The sequence below is a fragment of the Bacillus sp. 95MFCvi2.1 genome (assembly GCF_000374965.1).
GTDB lineage: Bacteria > Bacillota > Bacilli > Bacillales > Bacillaceae_G > Bacillus_A > Bacillus_A pseudomycoides.
This window is the reverse complement of record NZ_KB895694.1, coordinates 37,022-54,035: the sequence shown is the minus strand read 5'-3', so window position 1 is coordinate 54,035 and position 17,014 is coordinate 37,022. Positions and strand designations below refer to the sequence as shown.

Genomic DNA, 17,014 nt, shown 5'->3' with positions numbered 1-17,014 from the left:
GTATAAATCTCTTTTTCTTTCTATTCGTGCCTGGTATATTTATAATGAATTGTACATATTTTGGGTAAAGAATGAGGAATATATTGGCATGCATAAATCTTTGTGGGATAATAAGAAGGTATGTAAGCAGAAAAGGAGATAGAAAAGCAAATGTTAGCAAATTTAATAGAGCAGTTATTGCAATTTTTCGCAAGTTTAGGATACTTTGGAGTTGCTTTAGGGCTAATGATTGAAATTATTCCGAGTGAGATTGTCCTTTCTTATGCTGGTTTTTTAGTTGCGCAAGATAAAATAAGTTTTATTGGGGCAGTAATCGCCGGTACAATTGGCGGTACATTAGCACAAATCTTTTTATACTGGTTAGGATATTACGGAGGGCGTCCGGTAGTTGAAAAATATGGTAAATATTTATTGATTAACAAGCATCATTTAGATGTAGCCGAAAGTTGGTTTAAACGTTATGGTGCGGGGGTAATCTTCTCTGCTCGTTTCATCCCAATTGTACGCCATGCGATTTCAATACCAGCAGGATTAGCGAAAATGCCTTTAAAACTTTTTACACTATATACAGTAGTTGCGATTATTCCATGGTCAATTCTCTTTATTTATTTAGGAGAAAAACTAGGTGGGAATTGGCGGCATATTAAAGAATATGCAGCTGATTATACGCATTACATAATTATTGGGGCAGTGCTCTTTATTGCTCTTTATTTCGGTTTAAAGGTATTGAAAAAAAGAAAAACAGTTCGTTAAAGCCAATGATTTCATTGGCTTTTTTTATACGTTTCAGTTCTAAAATAAAGAAGTTGTCCATAATGTGTAGTAATAAAGCGTAGCGGGGGAATGAAATGAAAGGATCACCGTTTTTACGTGGAACATTATTTTTAACGATGGCAACGATGATATCTAAAATGCTTGGATTTATATATGTTATCCCATTTACAGCGATGGTTGGTACTAGTGGATACATATTATATACATATGCATATCGGCCATATACAATTATGCTGAGCATTGCAACGATGGGATTGCCACTTGCTGTTTCTAAAATGGTTTCAAAATACGATGAGTTAAATGATTATCATACAGTAAAACGGGTGCTAAAAAGTGGACTGTTTTTTATGGTTTTTATGGGAATTGTTTCATTTCTAGTTCTTTATATGTTAGCTCCATATCTTGCAAAGCTAGTGATCGACGGAAGTGATCAAACTGGTAATAGTATGACTGCTGTGACGTATAATATTCAAATTGTTAGTTTTGCATTATTGATTGTACCAGTAATGAGTTTATTGCGCGGTTTTTTTCAAGGATTTCAATCTATGGGACCGTCAGCATCTAGTGTAGTTGTGGAACAGTTTTTTCGTGTCTTAACAATCTTAATAGGAAGCTTTGTTGTTTTGCATATTTTGAAAGCGTCTGTTTCGTTAGCGGTTGGAGTTTCAACTTTTGGTGCATTTATGGGGGCAGCGGCAGGATTGACTGTTTTGATAGGGTTTTATATGAGAAGGCGGAAATATTTAAAACGGAAAGAGATTGCCAGTATCCCACAGACAACGAAGTCCTTTTTTGCTTTATACAAAGAGCTATTTACGTATTCAATTCCATTTGTTGCTGTTGGGTTAGCGATTCCGTTGTATCAAACAATTGATACATTTACAATCAATAAACTTTTAATAGAGATAGGTTACGTACAAGTTGAAGCAGAAAAAATAAATGCAATAATTGGGCTTGTCCAAATGGTTGTACTTATTCCTGTATCCGTTGCAACAGCTTTTAGTATGTCTCTCGTTCCTGAAATGACGAAAGCTTATACAGTTGGAAATGAACAATTATTATATAAGCATTTCACGAAAACGAATTTACTTGTTGTAGGGATTACAATTCCCGCAGCAATTGGAATGATTATATTAGCCCAACCTATATACACTCTTTTATTTGGAGTAGGAAATGATCCAAGTTTAGGAAGTGTTATTTTACGGTACTATGCACCAGCGTGTATATTATTTTCATTGTTTACAGTTACTGCTGCGATGTTACAAGGGATTGATCAGCAAAAAAAAACAGTTCTAGGTTTAACCTTAGGAATTATAATAAAGATTGTACTAAATATTATATTATTGCCGTACTTTGACTACACCAGTTTTATTATCTCAACATATGCAGGCTACACAGTTTCAGTTTCATTTAACTTGTGGATGCTGTCTAAATATGTTATAAAGGCAACATGAGCTTTTGAAAAGACAGAGCAATCTCTGTCTTTTTCTATTTTGAAAGAAATTATGAAGAAAAGCGTTTTCAAAATAATTTTCTATTGAAATTTAAACGTTTGTTTCATATGCTGAAAATAGCGGTTCAAAAACTGTTGTTTAAGTGAGGTAGATTCCCACATGTAAAAAGAATCGGGGTGATAGTATGTTAAATATTTATTTAACAGACCGAAACGGAAAACTACAAGAAATAGAGGAAATTCAAAAAGGTTGTTGGATTAATGTACTCCATCCAACAGAGGAAGAAATTCAATTTCTAGTGCAAACATTGAATGTAGAATTGGATTTTATTAAAGACCCTTTGGATGATGAAGAACGATCTCGGATTGAAAAAGAAGATGACAATGCATTAATTATCGTTGATATTCCAACAGTAAGGCATGATGAAGAAGGAAATTCAATATACGACACGATTCCAATTGGTATGATTGTAATGCCGGAATGTTTCGTTACAATCTGTTTAGAAGAAAATCCCATTTTCGAGCGATTTATTAATCAGCGTATTAAAGAATTTTATACTTTTAAAAAGACTCGTTTTGCATTGCAGCTCTTATATACGATTTCTACTTATTATTTACGATACTTAAAACAAATTAACCGAAAAACAATCGACCTAGAGCACGAGTTAAATAAGTCGATGAAAAATAAAGAAATCTTTACATTATTAGGTCTTGAAAAGAGTTTAGTGTATTTTACAACATCTTTAAAAGCAAACAAAATTGTTATTCAAAAGTTAATGCGCAATAATACGTTTATTAAAATGTATGAAGATGATCAAGATTTACTAGAAGATGTATTAATTGAAAATAAACAGGCCATTGAAATGGCTGAAATATATAGTAATATTTTAAGTGGTATGATGAATACGTTTAGTTCGGTTATTTCTAATAATTTAAACAGTGTTATGAAGTTTTTAACTTCTATGACAATCATATTATCAGTGCCAACAATGGTTTCCAGTTTTTTTGGAATGAATGTTCCAGTTCCTTTAAGTGAAAATCCGCATGGTTTTTTAATGGCTATGATTATATCCGCAATATTATCTTGCGTAATGGCCTTTATTTTTTGGAAGAAACGTTATTTTTAAATCATATGAAAGCTGTTCTAGCATAGTTATCAAACTGCGCTAGAGCAGCTTTTTTGTCGTAATAAAACGTTTCTTATATACAATATGTGTATTGATGAAAAACTTATTTCCATGATTTGTAGATTTGAAAAGGGCTTGTTCAAATAATAAATTGAGGTTAAAATTACATATTGTTAATGAAAAGATGGAGGAAATACATCATGGAATTGTTTCAGTTACCGAAAGCATTCCTGCAAATGAATACGATTTTTATCTCAATTTTAATTGAAGCACTACCATTTGTGCTAATTGGTGTATTTATTTCAGGATTCATTCAAATGTTTGTGACAGAGGATATGGTGGCAAAATGGATGCCCAAAAATCGATTTCTGTCTGTATTATTAGCTACTTTTCTTGGCATGATGTTTCCAGGGTGTGAATGTGGAATCGTTCCAATTGTAAGACGTTTAATTGGGAAAGGTGTTCCGCCGTATGCTGGAATTGCATTTATGTTAACGGGGCCAATTATTAATCCGGTTGTATTATTTGCAACATATGTTGCGTTTGGAAGTAGTATGCATATGGTGTGGTATCGTTCCATTGTAGCCATTATTGTAGCTATTATCGTTGGACTTATATTATCGTTTATGTTTAAAGATCATCAACTACGTGATGAACATTTCCCAGAGGTGGATCATAAGCGTCCTTTGCGTAAAAAGATGTGGGACGTATGTACACATGCGGTTGAAGAGTTTTTCTCAATGGGGAAATACTTAGTAATGGGAGCATTAATTGCTGCTGCAGTTCAAACATTTGTACAAACTTCAACACTACTTTCTATAGGGCAAGGACCGTTCTCTTCATCAGCTGTTATGATGGGACTTGCGTATATTTTATCACTATGTTCAGAAGCGGATGCTTTTATTGCATCTTCGTTCCAAAGTACATTTTCAACAGCATCACTTGTCGCGTTCCTCGTTTATGGACCGATGGTGGATATTAAAAATATGTTTATGATGCTTGCGACATTTAAAACAAAATTTGTAATTGTTGTGATAGCTACAGTTACACTTGTGGTTTATGCAAGCTCACTACTCATTTATGCGATGGGGTGGTAGGTTATGTTTCGAGCATATATTTTACTCGGATTTACAATCTTAATTGCGCAGCTTCATATTTCAGGTAATATAACAAAGTATATAAATATGAAGTACGCATATTTATCAAAAACAGCTGCAATTATTTTAGGGTTTTTAACACTTATTCAAATCATTGTTGTTTTCCAAAAGGAACACAAAAAGGAAAAAGATCAGCACAGTTGTGGTTGTGATCATAGTCATTGTGGACATGATCATTCAAAAGATGAAAACACATGGTGGAAACGAACTTTTGCGTATACATTATTTTGTTTCCCTATTATTTCAGGACTATTCTTTCCAATTGCGACGTTAGATTCAGATATTGTTAAAGCGAAAGGATTTCATTTCCCTGTTGCGCAAGCAGAGAGTACAGATCCATTTATTACAAGGCAGTTTTTAAGACCCGATACGAGTATTTACTATGGAAAAGAAGGGTATCGTGGTGTGATGGAAAAAGGAAAAAAAGAATACGTCACAAAAGATAATATTGCCTTGAAGGATGAAGACTTCTTAAAAGGTATGGAAACAATTTATAATTATCCTGGTGAATTTACAGGTAAGACACTTTCGTTTAAAGGATTTGTTTTCCGCGATGATTCTTCAAAGAAAGAACAATATTTCTTATTCCGCTTTGGTATTATTCATTGTGTAGCCGATTCAGGTGTATACGGGATGTTAGTGAAAAAGCCAGATGGAGTAGAGTGGAAGAATGATGATTGGATTGAAGTGGAAGGTGAAATTTCAACTGAATTTTATCAACCATTCCATGCAAATATTCCTGTTTTGGAAGTAACAAAATGGAATAAAGTTGAACAGCCGAAAGAACAATATGTATTTAGAGGAGCCGATTGATTATAATCGGTTCTTTTTTATAGACATAAATTTATGAAAATTGCTAATATATAATATATAGTTCACCTAGTGTAATTTTTATATACAAGATGAACAAAAAAGCATAGGGTAGTTCCAATGTTTTCATATTAATTAATATATAGGATGCATGGGACTAGGAGAATTTAGGGAGTATTTATTTCGTTTTCATGTTATGAAAGGTTTATGAATGAATTAAAGAGGTGAAGGAAATGGAAGAAACAAATGGGAAAACAGTTAATGAATCAAGAGTTTTTAAAACAAGTCGTGTCTTTCCAACAGATTTAAATGATCATAACACATTATTTGGAGGTAAAATATTAGCTGAAATGGATATGATTGCATCTATCTCAGCAACGAGACATTCACGAATGGAATGTGTAACGGCATCAATGGACTGGGTAGATTTTTTACATCCAGTTCGTTCAACTGATTGTGTGAGCTATGAATCGTTTGTCATTTGGACAGGGAGAACGTCGATGGAAGTGTTTGTAAAGGTAGTAGCGGAAGATTTAATTTCTGGTGAAAAACGAATTGCAGCAACATCTTTTGTTACATTTGTAGCACTTGGGAAAGAAAATAATCCAGTGCCTGTTCCGCATGTAATTCCCGAAACAGAGGGAGAAAAAAAACTACATGAAATTGCTGTTTTACGTGCGCAACAACGTCATATTCGAAAAGCAGAAAGTAAGAAAATTGCAACGTTATTAACTTTATAAGTAATTTGAAATGAAAAGCGGACACCTAAATTTAGGTGTCCGCTTTTATAGTTTTTTCATCTGCATATCGCTCTTTCGGGTGGCTAACTAGCAAAAGCAAGCAGCACCGACGATAATTAAGAGGATAAATAGTACGACAAGTAACGCGAATCCATTTCCATGTGCGAAGCCCATTGTTATTTCCTCCTTTTATTTTAAGATACAACATACAATATGCAAATTCACTCTTGTTTGACAGGGACATATATCACGAAAATATAGATTTTTCTTGTATGTTAACGTGAAAAAAAGGAAAGATATAGGAATAACTGTTTTTGAAGAAAGGGTTTTATCCATGAAAAAATGTGTATCCATTTTGTTATGGATCATAGGGATATTCATATGGATGAACATCGATTTAGAGATGGGGAAGAAAATGACTAGTGGGCTTGAAATATCACAAATTCGATACGGTAATTTCCAATTATATACAAACGGAACAGATTTGTATCAAAATTTGTTTGATGATATAAATCGTTCAGAAAAGTATGTCTATATTCATTTTTATATTGTTGGTAAAGATGAAGTGAGTCGTAATTTTTTACAATTATTAGAGAAGAAAGCATCGAGCGGTGTGGATGTGAAATTATCAGTAGACCGTATAGGTGGCTATAAAATGAAGAAACAAGTGATTCAGCAGTTAAAAGAAAAGGGTGTTAAGTTTACTTTTAGTAAAAAGCCTAAATTAAAGAATTTGTTTTATTCATTGCATCAACGTAACCACCGGCGTATTGCGGTGATAGATGGAAAGATATCTTACATTGGTGGTTTTAACATTGGAAAGGAGTATCTCGGTAAGGATCCTAAATTTGGGAAATGGCGTGATTATCAGTTGCGTATTGAAGGAGATGGAGCGACTGATATGGAACAGAAATTTGCAGAAGATTGGTATGCGGATACTGGTGAAAAACTTTCTTTGTACAAAGGACCATCTCAGCAAGGAAATGCAAAGTATCAATATGTATTTTCAGATGGGAAAGGGTTATGGCAGGAATACGGTGCATTATTAAAAGGAGCTAAAAAATCATTAATCATTGCAACGCCGTATTTTGTACCAAGTAAGGAAATGATGGATGGTTTACAAGAAGCATTGCGGCGTGGCGTGACGGTAAAGATTCTTGTTCCTTTTAAAAGTGACGCTCTGTTACTAAAACAAGCTGCTTATCCGCATTTAAAAAAGATGCTGGATGCCGGTGCGGAAGTCTATCAATACCGGAATGGTTTTTTTCATGGAAAGGTGACAATAATTGATGATATAAGTGTTGATGTAGGAACAGCTAATTTTGATAATCGTAGTTTTTACATAAATACAGAGTCGGACTGTTTTATATATGATAAAGCAGTTGTAGCTGAGGTATGGAAACGACTACAAGAGGATTTTCATGATTCTAAACGCTTAACTGATAAAGATTTTGACAAAATAAATAGCTGGGATTGGTTTCTAGCAAAGGTAGCAAATGTTCTGGCATCCTATTTATAGGCATATATTTAGAGGGAAGGGGGAGCTATGATATGAGATGTATGGAAGAGTTAATGAAGTGTAGTTATGAAATGATTCATATGATTGGTGAGTATATGAATAGGGTGGAAGGTGAAGAGTTAAAGGATATATTAAAACAACATTTGCCCTATATTTTGCAAGCTTACAATGAACAAGTGAACTTTCAAGAAGGTGAAAATATACAGCATATGATTTGTGAACAACTGAAGTCCCCCCTTATACAAAATGATATACCGATGAAGAATACAAGTCAGGGTGACATTGAACTTGCTATTTCCTATATTTCGAATTTAAAAAGATTAGCACTCAGATTCGCCCAAGTTGCTGTAGAAGTTGCAAATCCGGAATTTCGATCATTTTTGGAAAACTGCTTTGTTAAAATGAATCGTTATGCATATAGTGTATGGCAATATGTTGTGAAAAAAGAATATACAATAGAGAATATATATGAAGACGAAAGATTTGCATAGAATAAAAAAACAAGACGGCATATAAGCTGTCTTGTTTTTTTGAAAAGAATTATAAGCTTTTTACCATTCCACCATCAACAAGGAATGATTGCCCAGTCATATAAGTATTTGCATCGGATACAAGGAATGTAGCAAATTTAGCGAATTCACTAGGACGACCATATCTTCCAAGTGGGATAATTGCTTCATATTGTTTTTGAACGTCTTCTACTGTAATTCCGCGCTTTTCGGCAGCTGTTTCATCGAGAGAAGCGATGCGGTCTGTAGCAATACGTCCAGGAGCAATCGTATTAATTAAAATGTTATATGGAGCAAGCTCAGATGCTAACGTTTTTGCTAAGCCTGTAATGCCGACGCGGAATGTATTCGATAATAGTAATCCGGGAATGGGCTCTTTAATAGAAGACGAAGCAATGTTAATAATTTTGCCGCCTTGCTCTTTCATATATGGAAGTACTTCACGAATCATACGAACGTAACTTAATAAATTAAGCTCAAATGAATTGTACCAATCTTCGTCTGTTAATTGTTCAAATGTACCAGGCTTAGGGCCGCCGGCATTGTTTACTAAAATATCAATTGTGCCAAAGGTTTGTACAGTATATTCTACCGCTTGTTTCATGTTTTCTTTGTTTGTAACATCACAAACTGTATACATGGCAGTGCCTTTATTAAGAGCGATCAATTCTTTTTGTAAAGATGCTAGCTTTTCTTCATTACGACTAAGTAGCATAACATTTGTTCCTTCTTTTACAAGTTCCGTAGCAATCGCTTTTCCTAAACCTTGACTAGAAGCAACAACTAGAGCAGTTTTTCCAGCTAATCCAAGTTCCATATATATCAACCTTTCTTTGTTATATTATTTTTATTATAAGTGAAAAAGATCCAAAATAAAAAACAAACGCCTCTCTTATCAGAAAATTTACAGAAATTTACCGTATCTTTACTCTTTTCTCATATTATCTTCAAAAAAGAGAAGTAATATGAGATTGTACATATTCTATCAAAAGGGGGATAAGCAAATGAATAAATGGGTTAAATCTTTAACTGCTATGGCACTTGCGAGCTCTTTATTTATGGTAGGTTGTAGTAAAGGTGAGGACAAAAAGAAGGATGAGGACAAAACATCACAGCAAGATGAAAAGAAAGATCAAGAAACGAGCAAGGATAGTAATTCTTCAGATTCAAAGGAAAAAAAATAATATTTTGAATGGTAGGGCTTTCTCACGTGTTGGGGAAGCTTTTTTAGTTGCATATTTATCGTTTTTGAGAAAGAATAGAGAAAAATAGTAAGTAAGGAGTACGAAGATGAAAATATGTATATTTGGTGCAACTGGAAGAGTTGGGTCACAGTTAATGAAACTAGCATTACAAGATTCACATGATATCACAGTATTAGTTCGTGATCAAAATAAGCTTATGATGAGACATGATAAGCTACATATCGTAGAAGGGGATGTATTACAGGGAAATGATGTGAAGAAAGCTTTAAAGGACGCTGAGCTCGTTTTAAGCGCTCTTGGAACAGATGGAAATAGAACATTATCGAATAGTATACCTAGCATTATAAAACATATGGGGAAAGAGGGAGTAAAAAGGATTATTACGATAGGAACAGCAGGCATTTTACAGGCGCGGACAAATCAGAAGATATATCGATTTCAATCGGAAGAATCAAAAAGAAAAACCACAACGGCTGCAGAAGATCATTTAGCTGCTTATGTAGCTTTAAAAAATAGTGGGCTATGCTGGACAATTGTTTGTCCTACACATTTAATTGATGGTGAAGAAACGGGTATATACCGGACGGAGACGGATATGTTACCACTGGATGGATCAAAAATTACGGTAGGAGATACAGCTCGTTTTACGTGGTCTCTAATAAATGAAAAAGTATATGAAAATAGCCGTGTAGGCATTGCTTATTAAAAAAACCATCCCTGAAAAGGGATGGTTAAAAAAGAATGTAACATACAAAAATGATAATCATAATAATTTGTAAAATTGCTTTTGCTACTGTACTGCTTAAGAAGCCGACGACTGTAGCAATTCCGACCATAAACGCTTCTTGTGGTGTCTTTTTATGCATTATTTCTGTCACGAAAACAGACAGAAATGGAATGATAATGAGACCAAATGGTGGGAAGAAAAAGGAGCCGATAATAATAGAAACCATTCCCACACGTTCACCCCATTTGGTACTTCCATATTTCTTTAAGAAGTATCCATTTGCGATAAAATCAGCAACGAAAATAATGATGGTAAAAATGATTTGAAGGATCCAAAAACTTATTGTTAGCTCCCCACCATTTATGCCAAAATGATAAATGAGATATCCAGCCCACAGTGCAAGTATGCCAGGGATAATCGGATAGATAAACGCAATAAACGATACGATAAAACAAGCAATTATACAAAGTGTTAATAAAACGGTCACTTTATATCTCCTTTTTACTATCTAGTTTATGTACAGCAACTTTCTTAATTTGATGCCCATCAAGTTCTAATGCTTTGAATTGGAAACCAGCATATTCAATTGAATAGCCAACTTCAATATTTAAATCAATTGCCTGAGATAGAAGCCAGCCCCCAATTGTATCTAAATCACTATCATCGATATGTAAACCAAATATATCATTTACTTCTGAAATGAGTACTTTTCCATCCAGTACAGTGAGTTTTGGTGTGCGTTTTTCAATCATTGGCGATTCATCTGCATCAAATTCATCTTGAATTTCACCAATAATTTCTTCAATAATATCTTCCATTGTTAATAGGCCAGCTGTCCCGCCGTATTCATCCACTACAATTGCCATTTGCACACGATTCTTTTGAAGATGAATTAATGTTTTACGGATTGGTACTGTTTCAAATACAGTTAAGACCGGATGTATATACGCTTCTAAAGGTTTTTGAATCCCCTTCGTTTGGTCGTGAAAAATTTCTTTTGTGTTTAGCATCCCGATAATATCATCTTTATCTTTTTCAATAATCGGATAACGTGTATATTTTTCAGATGCCACGATATCCATATTTTCTTCTAATGTATTTTCGGTAGATAAACAAACCATTTCTGTGCGAGGTACCATAATTTCTTTGGCAACACGATCATCAAATTCGAAAATATTGTTTACATATTTGTATTCAGTTTGATTAATTTCACCACTTTTAAAGCTTTCACCTAAAATAAGTCGTAATTCTTCTTCTGAGTGAGCAAGTTCATTTTCTTTTGCTGGTTCTAAGCCGAATAGTTTTGTAAAGAATACGGCTGTACTATTAAGTGACCAAATGAAAGGATACATGATTTTATCAAACCAAATGAGTGGTTTGGCAAATTTTAATGTAATAGCCTCCGCTTTTTGAATTGCAAAAGATTTTGGAACAAGTTCCCCCAATACAACATGGAAAAAAGTGATGACACTAAATGCAATGATAAACGATAGCGTATTAGCCATTGCTCCAGTAATATTTATTTTTTCAAATAGTGGTCGTAGTAAGTGTTCAACAGTTGGTTCACCAAGCCAACCAAGGCCTAAAGACGTGATAGTAATACCAAGCTGACAGGCTGATAAGTATACATCTAAGTTAGAAACAACGCTTCTGGCAGCTAATGCTTGCTTATTTCCTTCATTTGCAAGCTGATCAATTCTACTTTTTCGTACTTTTACAACCGCAAATTCAGATGCGACGAAAAAGCCAGAAATGAGAATAAGTACAAAAATGAGAAAAATATTTAATATGTCCAAGTGTGTTCTCTACTCCGAAGTTGGAATAAAGATGTCACCTCCTGCAAGTATGTTATACTTTTATAATAAATCGAAATGAAAATAATAGTCAAAGGAAATGAGTAAATATTGGAATGTTTTTCTAACCATACATGAATTTGTTGGTATTTTACCCTGAATGAAAGGGGAATAACCCTCCATTTTTAAAAGGAGGGAGATAGCATGAAGCTGAATTACTTTATCAGTGTTTTTGTGATAGTGTAAGTTTGATGTTTAGACTGGTTTGTTGTCCACACGGATTGAAGAAAGGAAAGAATGATGTATGGAATATAAATGAGTAGCAGTCCAATTGTGACAACGGTCGGGGAACTTCCTCCAAATTGAATAATAAATTGTAGTAATCCTTTCGTATGAAAAATACATTCCATATAAAAAAATGACAGAATAATGGAGCTTAAAATAGATTTATGATTTGAAACAATTGCCATAAATAACGTATTAATGAGAAAAGTTGAATCACGTAAATCATGTTCTGCAGTTTTATTTAAAAACGGAATCCATTTTTTAATTGCCTGTATAACAATAATCATTGATGTACTACTTATGATGATGAGAGAGGAAAGGAATGGAATTGTTATGTACTTTGCGATGTATAAAGAAATTAAAACAATAGAACATTGTAATAAAGCAGTACTGAATGAGTATGGAATCCAGCGCAATATTGAAGTATATTTTTTTAGTTGTTTTGGTGCCTTTAAGAATAAACGTCCCATTGTTAAGCTAATTGAAAAACCAATTGCGAGTGTGAATGTAAAACGCACGATTGATAAAAAGTATACTTCCCACATATAAGGGAATAGAAGTGTAGATTGTCCTGGAGCATGTAAAGTTGTGGTTGAATTTATAATAGGTTGTGATGAAAAAAGAATGGATTCATGCATCCAATCAATCATCGGGATGAAAATGGATGGAAAATGAGCGAGATTATGAAAAATCCCAAGTAAACCTTTCAAATAAGAAGACTCATGAGTTAATAATAAGGCGGGAATGGGGCTTATGATAAGAATAATAAGGAATCCTACAAAAAAGCGATATGTGTAAGAACGAAATAATGAAGACATAAAGGTTCACCTGCTCTTTGAAAATTCAGAAAATTCTTATTCTTATTTTAGCGCTTTTTTGCTAAAGTTACAATATCTTTTTCTTTACATATGGGTATAGGCTAGGATTATAAGTAATTCTCTTTATTTTCAGCTATAGTCAGTAACTAGCTTAAGTATGATAAGTTGCTTATATTATTTGTTGTACAGAATGATAATCTACTAAATTTCTCAAAAATGAATCATTCATGAACAAATAATGACAATAATATGAAAAGATTTCAGAAAAATAAAATAAATTATTTATTTTTTTCTGAAAATATAATATAGTTATGGCACAGAAAGTATTTTAACATAAGGAGGCTTTTTATGAGGATTAAAGGAAATTATGTGCCAAAAAGAGAAGTTTTATATTGCTCCATTTCATTTACAATAGGTGAAGCATTGGATCATTTAAATAAAACAGGTTATCGTTGTGTGCCAGTTTTAGATGAAAAGAAAGAGAAATTTTTAGGGAATGTATATAAAGTAGATATTTTAGAATATAAAGGTTCATTAGAAGATGATTTATCAGAATTATTAAATGATAAAGAGGGCTATGTGAGAGAAGACTCTTCTTTCTTTAAAGTATTCTTTACAATTAAGAAGCTACCATATTTGTCCGTTATCGATGAGAAAGGGACATTTCTTGGAATCTTAACTCATAAAAAGGTATTTGAGTTATTAGAGGATGCATGGGGTGTTCATTCTAGCAGGTATTCTGTTATGGTGGGAACCCAAGATTATAATGGAGCGATTCAAAAACTATCTACAGTTTTGAAAAAATATAGTGGCATTCAAAGTTTAATGACATTTGATAATGATGCGTTATTAGTACGCAGAATTATGTTTACACTAGGCGAAGAATTTAAACCAGAAGAATTAGATTCATTGCTTAAGGATTTAGAAGACCATGGATTTCGCGTTGTATATGTAGAAGAAATGAATAATCCACGTGAAGTGGAGACAATAGAATAGAAGATACAAAGCCATCTGTATAATTTAGATGGCTTTTCGTTATACATAAAAAAGGAAATAGTAATGTTATTTTGAGATAACAAAATGAATCGTTGCATATTTGTTTCTAAAATATTTTCCTAAAAGAATAATAGACGAGGAAGGAGAACTTATTATTTTGTTTTTCGAAAAATTCTATATAAAAAATATGTTTTTATTTTTCAACTAAATATGTTACTATATGTGTGACAAAAGCAAAGAAGTCTGACAAGTTTACTCCATGGTTTAACACTCTAATGATTTAAATATTCAAAAAAATCAAAATTTATAAATTAGAGTAATAAAAAGGGGAAGTGGAGAAATTATGGAGAAAGGCATTGCCTTTTAAGGGGCGATATATTAATCAACATGAGCAGAGAGGAGGATGCATAGCATATTGTGAAAAAAGATAAAAACAATAGGGAACATGCTATGCAAGAAAAAGATGAAGGGACGATTAAGGCCAGGAGATACGATAGCAATTGGTTTGATGTTGTTTGCATTATTTTTAGGAGCAGGAAATTTAATTTTCCCACCAGTATTAGGTCAACAAGCAGGAGAAAATGTTTGGATTGCCACAATTGGATTCCTTGTGACAGGAGTCGGACTTCCTCTATTAGCTGTAACCGCTGTAGCTTTTGTAGAGGGAGACTTGAAAGCGTTATCCTCTAGAGTACATCCTATATTTGCGTTTATTTTCCCACTGATTAGTTATTTAGCGATTGGACCATTCTTTGCAATCCCGCGTACAGGGGCAGTTTCATTTGAAATGGGAATGAAGCCGTTTCTATCAGAAGCGTTTGTGTCAGAGTGGTATATGCTGTTTCTATACACAGTAGTTTTCTTTGGGGTTACTTGGTATTTATCATTAAATCCATCAAAACTAATTGATTGGTTTGGAAAGTTCCTTACCCCATTATTAGTATTAATTGTTGCTGTAATTGTTGGAAAAGCGATTATTGATCCAATTGGGGCGCCTGCTGCACCATTAGATGCATACAAAGAAAATGCATTTTTTGGCGGATTTATTCAAGGATATTTAACGATGGATGCTATTAGTGCACTTGTATTTGGGATCGTTGTTGTACAAGTTATTCGTTCAAAAGGGATAAAAGAGAGTGGACAAATTGCAAAAATAACAATTATATCAGGAATTATTGCTGTGGTAGGCTTAACATTAATTTATTTATCACTTGCTTATCTTGGTTCGACAAGTACATCACTTGGCGTTTCTGATAATGGAGGTCTTATTTTAACGAAAGTTGTAAATGAGCTATATGGAACAAGTGGAAAAGTATTGTTAGGCCTTGTTATTACACTCGCATGTTTAACAACTTCAGTTGGACTTACATCGGCGTGTGCGGGATTCTTTACAAACTTATTCCCAAGATTATCGCATAAAATGATTGTCACATTGGTATGTGCGTTTAGTTTATTTGTATCAAACTTAGGGTTAACACAGCTTATTGCTGTAACATTGCCTGTGTTACTGATTATTTATCCTGTTGCGATTGTACTAATTGTTCTGTCTTATTTCCATAAATGGATTGGGCAACGAAATACAATATATATCGGTGCAATTTTAGGGGCACTAGTTATTAGTCTATTTAACGGTTTAGAAAGTGCAAATATTAAGTTTGATGCTATAACAAATGTGTTGCAAATGCTTCCTTTATATAAGGAAGGAATTGGATGGTTATTGCCATCATGTGTTGGTGGAGTTATCGGTTACTTCCTATATAGACCAAATGAATCAAGGGAGTTACAAAAGAAAGGTGCTTAGGCATCTTTCTTTTTTTAGAGGGAATTTGCATGTTTTGTCTAAATGATAGTTTGGGAGGGAGAATAAAATGGCTAATTTTGAAGACTTTTTACAGTTAGATTTACGTATTGGAACGATAAAAAAAGCAGAAGAGTTTAAAGAAGCGCGTGTACCTGCAATTAAGCTGGAAATTGACTTTGGTGAACTTGGTATGAAGCAATCCAGTGCTCAAATTACAAAGCGGTATACACCAGAAGCGTTAATTGGAAAACAAGTTGTTGCCGTAGTGAATTTTCCACCAAAACGTGTTGCAGGCTTTAAATCAGAGGTGCTTGTGTTAGGAGGAGTCCCAGAACATGGTGATGTAATCTTATTGCAACCTGATATAGAAATTCCAAATGGAACGCCAATTAGTTAATATGGGAGAGGATTGGAAATGGAAGTTAGAAAAGCTTATTTAGAATGTGTTTTTTCAAACTTTAAGGCGATTCAAAAGCAAGGAGAACAATCGCTTTCACAGTTATCATATGAACAACTATGCTGGACACCTCATGAAGAAGCAAATAGTGTTGCGATTATAATTAAACATTTGCATGGGAATATGCGCTCAAGATGGACAGATTTCTTAACGACAGACGGTGAAAAGCTAGATCGGAATCGTGATGGTGAATTTGAAGGCGGTTATGCTTCAAAAGAAGAAGTGCTAGCAGCATGGGGGGAAGGATGGGGGTATGTTTTTCAAGCGCTGCAATCATTAACTCCGCAAGATCTTTTAAAGATAATTCATATTCGTGGTGAAGCGCATAGTGTTATGCAAGCAATTGAAAGGCAGATTGCTCATTATGCATCACATATTGGACAAATTATTTATGTTGGGAAATTGCTGAAAGAAAAAGATTGGGAGTGTTTAAGTATTCCTAAAGGACAGTCTAATCGCTATCTTCAAAAGTGACGTTCGATATAATAATAAGAAATGAAGCGATATAGAGCTGGTAGTAAAAAAAGATCCAAATAATTGAGGGTTCAGTTATGGTTAAAACACTCCCTATAGCGAGAGTATACCAAATGAAATATGCTCCAAATAACGTGTTAATAGGAATGAAACTAGAAAAGAAAAATTGTTGGCTAAAACAAGTATTGTGAAATAAGTAGATACGTATGTAAAATATTGTGGTGATAAGATCTTGTTTTCTGATAATTTTCTTCTGGCATTTATGACATATAAAAGGTGGTTTCATCTTTACACTCCATGTCAACTACCCACCACTTAAACGCTAGCGCGTTTTGAAGTGGGGGCTTGTAAAAGTTCTGGTTGTCTAGC

At 33.7% G+C, this 17,014-nt stretch carries 19 protein-coding genes and 1 pseudogene; 14 read left to right on the top strand and 6 right to left on the bottom strand.

The window, feature by feature from the left end:
• Window positions 1-150 precede the first annotated feature (150 nt).
• The 6 genes from C568_RS0109165 to C568_RS0109140 all read left to right on the top strand — a co-directional run bounded on the left by C568_RS0109165 (window position 151) and on the right by C568_RS0109140 (window position 6,061).
• Complete coding sequence (locus C568_RS0109165) at window positions 151-753, top strand: DedA family protein (protein ID WP_003197119.1); 603 nt, start codon at window positions 151-153, stop codon at window positions 751-753.
• Between the two features lie 95 nt (window positions 754-848).
• Window positions 849-2,228: a putative polysaccharide biosynthesis protein gene (locus C568_RS0109160; RefSeq protein ID WP_018781326.1), complete on the top strand. Its 1,380-nt coding sequence runs from the start codon at window positions 849-851 to the stop codon at window positions 2,226-2,228.
• Window positions 2,229-2,412: 184 nt separating this feature from the next.
• Window positions 2,413-3,354, top strand: coding sequence for a magnesium transporter CorA family protein (locus C568_RS0109155; protein ID WP_003197123.1), 942 nt, complete (start codon window positions 2,413-2,415; stop codon window positions 3,352-3,354).
• A 200-nt stretch (window positions 3,355-3,554) separates the two neighbouring features.
• Window positions 3,555-4,451, top strand: a complete 897-nt coding sequence (locus C568_RS0109150; RefSeq protein WP_003197125.1) for a permease — start codon at window positions 3,555-3,557, stop codon at window positions 4,449-4,451.
• Between the two features lie 3 nt (window positions 4,452-4,454).
• Window positions 4,455-5,324 (top strand): TIGR03943 family putative permease subunit, encoded by an 870-nt coding sequence (locus C568_RS0109145; RefSeq protein WP_003206931.1) that lies wholly within the window; start codon window positions 4,455-4,457, stop codon window positions 5,322-5,324.
• Window positions 5,325-5,554: 230 nt separating this feature from the next.
• On the top strand, window positions 5,555-6,061 hold the full coding sequence (locus C568_RS0109140) for an acyl-CoA thioesterase (RefSeq protein ID WP_018781325.1): 507 nt from the start codon (window positions 5,555-5,557) through the stop codon (window positions 6,059-6,061).
• Between the two features lie 87 nt (window positions 6,062-6,148).
• Here C568_RS0109140 and C568_RS32750 read toward each other — a convergent pair whose 3' ends face one another.
• Window positions 6,149-6,235, bottom strand: a complete 87-nt coding sequence (locus tag C568_RS32750; RefSeq protein WP_000505094.1) for a YjcZ family sporulation protein — start codon at window positions 6,233-6,235, stop codon at window positions 6,149-6,151.
• 160 nt (window positions 6,236-6,395) lie between these two features.
• Between C568_RS32750 and cls the strand changes: the two genes are divergently transcribed.
• Window positions 6,396-7,580, top strand: coding sequence for a cardiolipin synthase (gene cls, locus C568_RS0109130; RefSeq protein WP_018781324.1), 1,185 nt, complete (start codon window positions 6,396-6,398; stop codon window positions 7,578-7,580).
• A 32-nt stretch (window positions 7,581-7,612) separates the two neighbouring features.
• Window positions 7,613-8,071: a spore coat protein gene (locus C568_RS0109125; protein WP_018765476.1), complete on the top strand. Its 459-nt coding sequence runs from the start codon at window positions 7,613-7,615 to the stop codon at window positions 8,069-8,071.
• 49 nt (window positions 8,072-8,120) lie between these two features.
• Here the strand turns inward: C568_RS0109125 and C568_RS0109120 are convergent, their stop codons facing one another.
• The gene (locus tag C568_RS0109120; protein WP_018781323.1) at window positions 8,121-8,906 is read right to left on the bottom strand and encodes an SDR family oxidoreductase; all 786 of its coding nucleotides are present in this window, start codon (window positions 8,904-8,906) and stop codon (window positions 8,121-8,123) included.
• 187 nt (window positions 8,907-9,093) lie between these two features.
• Between C568_RS0109120 and C568_RS0109115 the strand changes: the two genes are divergently transcribed.
• Both C568_RS0109115 and C568_RS0109110 read left to right on the top strand, forming a co-directional pair.
• Window positions 9,094-9,273 carry a hypothetical protein gene (locus tag C568_RS0109115; RefSeq protein ID WP_016114600.1) on the top strand — a complete coding sequence of 60 codons (180 nt, stop codon included), beginning with the start codon at window positions 9,094-9,096 and terminating at the stop codon, window positions 9,271-9,273.
• Window positions 9,274-9,379: 106 nt separating this feature from the next.
• Window positions 9,380-10,000: an NAD(P)-dependent oxidoreductase gene (locus C568_RS0109110; RefSeq protein ID WP_003197138.1), complete on the top strand. Its 621-nt coding sequence runs from the start codon at window positions 9,380-9,382 to the stop codon at window positions 9,998-10,000.
• A gap of 25 nt (window positions 10,001-10,025) precedes the next feature.
• Here the strand turns inward: C568_RS0109110 and C568_RS0109105 are convergent, their stop codons facing one another.
• From C568_RS0109105 to C568_RS0109095, 3 genes are all read right to left on the bottom strand, one after another.
• On the bottom strand, window positions 10,026-10,508 hold the full coding sequence (locus tag C568_RS0109105; RefSeq protein ID WP_003197140.1) for a DUF456 domain-containing protein: 483 nt from the start codon (window positions 10,506-10,508) through the stop codon (window positions 10,026-10,028).
• Window position 10,509: 1 nt separating this feature from the next.
• On the bottom strand, window positions 10,510-11,817 hold the full coding sequence (locus C568_RS0109100; RefSeq protein ID WP_006094615.1) for a hemolysin family protein: 1,308 nt from the start codon (window positions 11,815-11,817) through the stop codon (window positions 10,510-10,512).
• A 212-nt stretch (window positions 11,818-12,029) separates the two neighbouring features.
• Window positions 12,030-12,917, bottom strand: coding sequence for a hypothetical protein (locus tag C568_RS0109095; protein WP_003206939.1), 888 nt, complete (start codon window positions 12,915-12,917; stop codon window positions 12,030-12,032).
• Between the two features lie 348 nt (window positions 12,918-13,265).
• On the opposite strand from C568_RS0109095, the gene cbpA reads away from it, so the two are divergent.
• The 4 genes from cbpA (at window position 13,266) to C568_RS0109075 (ending at window position 16,645) form a co-directional block, all read left to right on the top strand.
• Window positions 13,266-13,913: a cyclic di-AMP binding protein CbpA gene (cbpA, locus tag C568_RS0109090; protein WP_003197146.1), complete on the top strand. Its 648-nt coding sequence runs from the start codon at window positions 13,266-13,268 to the stop codon at window positions 13,911-13,913.
• 463 nt (window positions 13,914-14,376) lie between these two features.
• A complete protein-coding gene (gene brnQ4, locus C568_RS0109085) occupies window positions 14,377-15,714 on the top strand; it encodes a branched-chain amino acid transport system II carrier protein BrnQ4 (RefSeq protein WP_029427084.1) in 1,338 nt (445 codons plus the stop codon).
• A gap of 67 nt (window positions 15,715-15,781) precedes the next feature.
• Window positions 15,782-16,111 (top strand): chaperone CsaA, encoded by a 330-nt coding sequence (gene csaA / locus C568_RS0109080; RefSeq protein WP_003197150.1) that lies wholly within the window; start codon window positions 15,782-15,784, stop codon window positions 16,109-16,111.
• Between the two features lie 18 nt (window positions 16,112-16,129).
• Window positions 16,130-16,645, top strand: a complete 516-nt coding sequence (locus C568_RS0109075) for a DUF1572 domain-containing protein (RefSeq protein WP_018781321.1) — start codon at window positions 16,130-16,132, stop codon at window positions 16,643-16,645.
• Here C568_RS0109075 and C568_RS35270 read toward each other — a convergent pair.
• Window positions 16,636-16,931 (bottom strand): annotated as a pseudogene (locus C568_RS35270) (permease). The gene C568_RS0109075 and the pseudogene C568_RS35270 sit on opposite strands and share 10 nt — an antisense overlap.
• Window positions 16,932-17,014 lie beyond the last annotated feature (83 nt).